The following is a 6,573-nucleotide window of genomic DNA, read 5'->3' as shown; positions in this document are numbered from 1 at the left end:
AAAAACACTTGACAAAAGAAAAAAGGTATAATATACTGTTTTTAGAATGAAGAAAGTAGCTGATTTCAAAAAACTACAAGAAAATAAAGGGGTCTCTATCCTTGCCCTTTCAAGGTCAGCTACTATCTTCATAGAGACCCCTAAATTTTTTTCAAATGCTTTGGTATGCAAGATATAAACTGCCTGACGGCAGGTGGCAAAATTGGGCAGTCTTTGAAGACAAAAAAGAGGCTGAAGAAATTATGAAATTTCACGCTCAAGGCAGAGATTTTGAAATACTTTCTGAAGAAGAATATGAAAAAAAAGAAAAAAACACTTGACAAAACTTTTTTCTATATTTTATAATTTTTAGTAAAATGAAAGGTAGAATTTTAAACCTAAAGAACCTAGAAATTTTAGGGGTTTCTATGTGTGCTTTCCCAAAGGCAATTCTACCTTTCATTTGCCATAGAGACCCCTTTTCTAAACTACTATGAAAAAAAACTTTTATATTGGAATAATAATATTTTTCGTATTCATTATTATAATGCTTCCTTTTCTTGCTTCGTTAAACTTTGTTAGCTCTGTTAAAGCTGATAATTCTTATTTCCAAGTAGGCAGATGGCAACTTTTTCAAGGAACTTATATATTTAGGGATAATGAAAAGCAAAAACCTGGAGAGATACTGAGACCAGATAATACACGAGAAGAACAACGAACTGCAATATTTTTATTAGATACAACAACAGGAAAAGTATTTAAATACGCAATAGGAATTACTTGGGATGGGAAATTTTACGAAAATTGGTATTCAACAGAATATTCTCCAAATGAATAAAAATTTTTCTTGACAACTTATGTATATTTATTTATAATTATAAAAATGAAGGGGAAGCCTAATAGATTGATGAATAAACTAGGAACAATGGATTTACTTCCCATTTTAAAAATTTCTTTACGCACATTTTACAGATATATAGAAAAAGGGGTCTTTAAAGGTTATATAAAACAAGACCCTATTTCAAAGGATTATTATTTAAATCCTAAAGATTTATTAAAAGTTAAAGAAATTTTAAGAGTTACTTAAAATAATGACAATTTATAACAACTTATAATATATATTATGTTAACTTGGAATAAACTAAAATGATTTGGCTACATTTCATTGGGAAAAAGTATTACACTATCAACGCCTTCGTAAAAGAAGCGGAAAAGATAGGTATAAGCAGAAGGATTGATATAAAACGCCTCAAGAATATGAATTGGGGAGATACTATATACCTTTTTCAAGGAGATTCTAAGGGCTCAGTTTTGTTTGGTTTTTTCAAATTAAACAATATCTATGGTATCCCAAGTGAAGCAGTCAGAAATCTTGTAGAGAAAGGAAAAATAAGTCTTTCTTCTTCTTCAGATATAGGAAAGAAAATTGAACGAGGTTGTGGAGAATATATTATTACTGCCTCGTATGTCTGTAATTCTTCCTTGACAATTAAAGAAATACTTGAAGAAATTGAAAAATTAGGTTTAAAAAAGCTTAATCTATTGATTGGAGGCTCTTTTTTCCCTCACGAAAGAATCAAAAGCAAAATTCCTTTTCAACAAGGATTTCGCAAATTTGATTATGAGGGCTTTATAAGGGCTTATAGAAATCAAGGAAACAACAAAAGAGTCAAAGGGCAATTTTATATAGATGAAGAAATTCCAGAAGACCCAGAACTAACAGACCAAACACAAAAAAATAAGATTATTGAAATAGAAGATTATCAAAAGAAATGATAGCCGAGATAATTCACAAAATTGCTGAGCAAGAATATAAAGAAAAGGAAAGCAAATACTACCCTAGACCATCTCTTGCTGGAGAAGATAGATGTTTGAGACAGCTAGTGTATTGGAGGCTCAATTTTTCTCAAACTCCCCTATCAGGAAGAGGTATAATAGTTTTTGATGATAGTGCCTGGCATGAGGAACTAACCCTAGATTGGATTAGAAAGACAGCCTACAAAATCCATAGCCAACAAATGCAAATAGAATGCAGATGGGAAGGCTATCCTTTCATTCTAAAAGGCAAGATTGATGGTATTTTGCAAGACTTGGAAGGTAAAGAATACTTACTGGAGCATAAAGCTATCAATCATTTCTCTTGGCAGGAACAGGCAAAAGGCAATCCCGATGTAAATAATTTGGCTCAATGTGCCATATATTTAAGGGGATTGAAAGAAATTTCAGGAATAACAGAGGGAATTCTGCTTGTAAAAAATAAAAATACAGCCCAATATTTAGAATTCACTTTAAGTTATGATTACTTAAAGGATTGCTTGAAAGTAAATCAAATGTTTGTATCAACAAAAGGGATGAAACCTATTGAAATCAATAGAGATTATCCCGATATAGTAAAGAATTCCTTTAAAAAATTTCAAGAAGTAGAAGACTATGCAGAAAAAAAAACCATTCCCAAGAGGCAATATAAGAGGGATAGTTGGCACTGTGATATTTTATATTGTCCATTCAGTGAACTTTGCTGGGAGAATTACCAAAAAGAATTTGAAGAATTAGCAACAGGGGTTGACTTAACAGAGGAATTAGAGATCCTTTGTGGTTATTATCTTGAAACAGATATGCACCTCAAAGAGATAGAAAAGGAAAACAAAAAATTAAAGGAAAACATTAAATTAGTATTACAAAATAAAGGAGTAAGAGAAGGAATTGCAGGAAAATATATCATCACAAATAAGCTAATTGAGACCTGCCGTGTTAAAAAAGAACTTATACCTTTGGAAATCCTTGTAAATTGTCAGGAACAGGGATTTTCAGAGAGATTAACCATCAAATTAAAGGAGGTAAAAAATGAATAATAAAATAATTCAAGATGATAACTGCAATATGATTAAAGGGGCTTTAAGAGAAATGACTGAATTTGAATTAGAATTAAATAGTTTAATCAACAAATATAGCCGAGAAAATATCAGCAACACTCCTGATTTTATTTTAGGAGAATATTTACAAGACTGCTTACAAGCATATGAAAAAGCAGTTAATTTGAGAGATAAATGGAAAACCTAACAACTGAAGAAGCAACCCAATTAGCCCAAGACAAGGAGAATTGGGAAAGGGGTGGAGGGTATGTAAGGGATTTAGAAGGGATAAATAATTGGAAAGATGAAGAATCTTTTCCTGACTTTAAACTTCTCTTTATTTTCCCTGTTTCCTTTAATTCCCTGAAAAAAAGAGAGGTGTTTATTAAGTTAAATGAAGCTTTTGTAAGCTTTATAAACGAAAACTTGAAAGGTTTAGAGGAAGGAGGTAAATAAAATGAACGGAAAAACATTTACAGAGATTAAGGGCTGGAGGGAAACAAGATATTTGCCCAGACTTGGAAAGATAAGGCTAGGAATAAAAGGAATAAGTAGACGAACAGGGAGAGAATACCCCATAGAAATAGATTACTTTTACTGCCCTCCAGAAGTGAAAGCAATTCATGGAGAACAACCAAAAATACTTGATATTATGTTCCCTTCTGACGACCCTACAATAATTATCCCCTTCTGCTACAAAATGTATGGGGCTAACAACAGGCTAAAATGCAAAGGAAATGGAGAGGAAGCCCTATATTGGGATACAGAAACAAGGGAACTGAAAGAGAAAAAATGTCCCTGTGAGTATTTAGGAAGTAAAGACCCACGAAACAGTTGCGATAAAAGAGGGCATCTAATGGTAATTCTTCCTCTTGTTTCTTTAGGTGGAGTATATCAAATAGACACGGGAAGTGGAGCAAATATAAATCGTATTCTGGATGCCATAGCTTATTGGCAGACAATGGTAGGCAGATGTAGGGGCATCCCTTTAACCCTAGAGAGAGTACCAGAGAAAATACTATCTCCTGATGGAAAAATGAACATCCATTACCTTTTCAGATTTGGTTGTAAAATGAAGGTAGAAGACTTAAATAAAGCCATTGAAAATACTAAACAAATATTAGCCATTGATTACAAAATAGAGCCTCCAAAGGAAGAAGGAATGTTGGATGATACTCCTATTGAGTATATAGATGAAGAAGATATACCAACATTGCCACAAGAAATAAAGCCACCTCAAGAAAAAAATGTTGAAGATGACGAAAATACGCCTATAAAAAGTTATCGGGAACGACTAGGGGACCTAATGAAAGAGGTTTATAAAGACGATTTATCAGCTATGCAACAGGAATTGCTCAAATTAACTTCTTTTGTCAACAAGGAAGGAAAAGAGATAGTAGGAGAGACTTCTTTAAAAAGTTTGTCAGACGCACAGGCAAAGGTAGCCTTTTATAAATTTAGAAAGGAAATAGAAGAAGAAGAAAAACAAAAGTCAGAAGGAAAACTCTTTGAGGAGGAGTTAAAAGAAGAAGATAGACAAAGAAAAATAGATAGTATAAAAGAAAATCAACAACGGCTTAATGAATTAGGGATTGACCCTTTTGTTATTAAGCAAATTTTTACTTCTGAAGGAATAAAAGAAGGGCTAAATAAAGCCAATGATGAGCAACTGGACGAAATAAAAAAACAACTGGAACAGTTGGTAGAAAGAAAAGAAAGAATTCATGGAGAACAAGAATTTGAAAAAAAGGAGGTAATCACTAATGATAAAACAATGTAATTGTGAAAATAATTTTCAAGATGAGCGTTATGGCAAAGGGATGAGAGTATTTAATACGGCAGGAAAAGGAACAAAATTAAGATGCACAGTTTGTGGTAGAGAAATTCCAATGCCAAACGAAAAAAATGATAAAAAAGGAGGAAAAAATGACAAAAGAATTGAAATATATTAAATTTGTCTTTGATGAGGCAGAAAAAGAATTGAAAATCACAGCAGGAAACAATGAAGTAATCATCAAAAAACCCTATCTTGGTTCTCTGCAACGATTTCTCATTAGAATTGCAGAGAAAATGAGCCATAAGAAAGGAAATAGAAAGAAATATGGAATTGAATCCTAAACAATTTAAAGTGAAAGAAATAAAACCAAAGCTGGCTTCAGAATTAAATAGGCTCTGGCATAGCCATCTGCCACGAATTTCTATATCAAATATAGTCAGAAACACTTACTGGGTTTGTTACGGATTATTTCTTGGAGAAGAAATTTATGCAATTGGGATTTGGACAAGCCCGATTGCAGGGAATAAATTTAAGGATAGAAAAGAAATTTTAGAATTAAGAAGATTAGCTGTAAATGACAAATGTCCTAAAAATACCTGTAGCAAAATGATAAGTTTAATGATTAAGAAGATTAGACAAAAATTTCCAGAGATAAAAAGACTAATAAGCTACCAAGATACTAGTTGCACATTGGGAACAATCTATGAAGCAAGTAACTGGGTGGCTACTCATAAAACTAAATTTGCTTCTTGGTCCCATCATAAGAGAACTCGTAATCCTGATCAGATAATAGGAGATAAGATTAGGTGGGAATATATTTTAAAATGCAGATAAATCAAATCATTAAAACAATAGAAAAACAGCTTTTACTTCTTAAGGAAGAAGTAGAAAAAATAAAACAAGGCAGATTTATAAGCTGTCTTCAAATAGAAGAAAGAATTAAGGTAATAGAAGATCAGTTGGAAGCGATAAAATGGGAAATACAAGAAAAATGATTTATATTGGCATTGATCCAGGAATAACAGGAGCAATTGCCATCAACGATGACAAGATTGAAGTTCATCCTATGCCTACTATTGCAATTTCAAAGACTAAAAGAGATTATAATATTCATAAAATAGTAAAAATTTTTATTGACATAAAAAAAGATTTACTTATTTACCCTCTTTCAACTTTTTCCACTTTTATACCTCCAAAAATTTTTGTAGTAATAGAAGAAGGAGGAGTAATGCCCAAAGAAGGTAGGGTCTCATCATACAAAACGGGACGAGGATTGGGAATAATTGAAGGTATAGTTAGTGCCTTGCAATTGCCTTTTGTGAAAGTTAAACCTTGCACTTGGAAAAGGGAAATGCTAAAGGATTGTGCAGGGGATGACCCTAAAGGAAAGGCTATTTTACAGGCAGAGAGATTATTTCCAGAAGTAAGCCTGTATAGAACGGACAAGTGTAAAAAACCTGACCACAACTATGCAGATGCTCTTCTCCTTATGGAATATGGAAGGAGGATATCAGGAGGAGAAAATGAAAAAAACAAAAGAAAATAAAAAAATAGACATAGAAAAATGGATATTTAGATTTGTTATTGGGTTAGGAATTTTCACAGTAGGGGTCCAGATAGGGATATGGCAAGGCAGGAAGCTTCAGAAAGAAGAAAATGACATCCAGATAAATAGCCTTCAATCTCTACAAGTTGTTGCAACTGCCTATTCCCCAGATAAAGGGCAATGCGATAACGACCCACTCATTACAGCAACTAATAAAAAAGTAAAAGAAGGCGGGATTGCTGTATCAAGACCCCTTGAGAAAATTTTACCTATGGGAAGCTGGGTGTTTGTTGAGGATAAACTCTATGAGGTCAATGATAGAATGAGTCCTAAATGGCAAGACTATCGGATAGATGTATTTTGTTGGAATAAAAATAAAGCTAGGGCATTTGGGAAGAAGAAAGTAGTAATTTGGTATA

14 protein-coding genes are annotated in these 6,573 nt (G+C 32.7%); all 14 read left to right on the top strand.

Annotated elements, in window-relative coordinates; all coding sequences use genetic code 11:
- Positions 1–155 precede the first annotated feature (155 nt).
- Positions 156–320: a hypothetical protein gene (locus AB1397_07805; GenBank protein ID MEW6482877.1), complete on the top strand. Its 165-nt coding sequence runs from the start codon at positions 156–158 to the stop codon at positions 318–320.
- 152 nt (positions 321–472) lie between these two features.
- Complete coding sequence (locus AB1397_07800; protein MEW6482876.1) at positions 473–817, top strand: hypothetical protein; 345 nt, start codon at positions 473–475, stop codon at positions 815–817.
- A 45-nt stretch (positions 818–862) separates the two neighbouring features.
- Positions 863–1,066, top strand: coding sequence for a hypothetical protein (locus tag AB1397_07795; GenBank protein ID MEW6482875.1), 204 nt, complete (start codon positions 863–865; stop codon positions 1,064–1,066).
- Positions 1,067–1,125: 59 nt separating this feature from the next.
- Complete coding sequence (locus AB1397_07790; protein ID MEW6482874.1) at positions 1,126–1,755, top strand: hypothetical protein; 630 nt, start codon at positions 1,126–1,128, stop codon at positions 1,753–1,755.
- Positions 1,752–2,831 carry a hypothetical protein gene (locus AB1397_07785; GenBank protein ID MEW6482873.1) on the top strand — a complete coding sequence of 360 codons (1,080 nt, stop codon included), beginning with the start codon at positions 1,752–1,754 and terminating at the stop codon, positions 2,829–2,831. Before AB1397_07790 ends, AB1397_07785 begins: the two co-directional genes overlap by 4 nt.
- Positions 2,824–3,039 (top strand): hypothetical protein, encoded by a 216-nt coding sequence (locus tag AB1397_07780; GenBank protein MEW6482872.1) that lies wholly within the window; start codon positions 2,824–2,826, stop codon positions 3,037–3,039. The genes AB1397_07785 and AB1397_07780 overlap by 8 nt, the downstream gene beginning before the upstream one ends.
- Positions 3,027–3,287 (top strand): hypothetical protein, encoded by a 261-nt coding sequence (locus AB1397_07775; protein ID MEW6482871.1) that lies wholly within the window; start codon positions 3,027–3,029, stop codon positions 3,285–3,287. Before AB1397_07780 ends, AB1397_07775 begins: the two co-directional genes overlap by 13 nt.
- 1 nt (position 3,288) lies before the next feature.
- On the top strand, positions 3,289–4,611 hold the full coding sequence (locus AB1397_07770; GenBank protein MEW6482870.1) for a hypothetical protein: 1,323 nt from the start codon (positions 3,289–3,291) through the stop codon (positions 4,609–4,611).
- Positions 4,595–4,783, top strand: a complete 189-nt coding sequence (locus AB1397_07765; GenBank protein ID MEW6482869.1) for a hypothetical protein — start codon at positions 4,595–4,597, stop codon at positions 4,781–4,783. The genes AB1397_07770 and AB1397_07765 overlap by 17 nt, the downstream gene beginning before the upstream one ends.
- Positions 4,758–4,949: a hypothetical protein gene (locus tag AB1397_07760; protein MEW6482868.1), complete on the top strand. Its 192-nt coding sequence runs from the start codon at positions 4,758–4,760 to the stop codon at positions 4,947–4,949. Before AB1397_07765 ends, AB1397_07760 begins: the two co-directional genes overlap by 26 nt.
- Before the next feature lie 10 nt (positions 4,950–4,959).
- Complete coding sequence (locus AB1397_07755; GenBank protein MEW6482867.1) at positions 4,960–5,442, top strand: hypothetical protein; 483 nt, start codon at positions 4,960–4,962, stop codon at positions 5,440–5,442.
- Positions 5,433–5,603 (top strand): hypothetical protein, encoded by a 171-nt coding sequence (locus AB1397_07750; GenBank protein ID MEW6482866.1) that lies wholly within the window; start codon positions 5,433–5,435, stop codon positions 5,601–5,603. Before AB1397_07755 ends, AB1397_07750 begins: the two co-directional genes overlap by 10 nt.
- Positions 5,582–6,154, top strand: a complete 573-nt coding sequence (locus AB1397_07745; GenBank protein MEW6482865.1) for a hypothetical protein — start codon at positions 5,582–5,584, stop codon at positions 6,152–6,154. Before AB1397_07750 ends, AB1397_07745 begins: the two co-directional genes overlap by 22 nt.
- Positions 6,132–6,573: 3D domain-containing protein (locus tag AB1397_07740; protein ID MEW6482864.1), on the top strand; the 442-nt coding region annotated here is incomplete at its 3' end. The genes AB1397_07745 and AB1397_07740, both read left to right, overlap by 23 nt.

It is taken from the genome of bacterium (assembly GCA_040756715.1).
Taxonomy (GTDB): domain Bacteria; phylum UBA9089; class UBA9088; order UBA9088; family UBA9088; genus JBFLYE01.
This window is presented reverse-complemented; position numbering and strand designations above follow the sequence as displayed.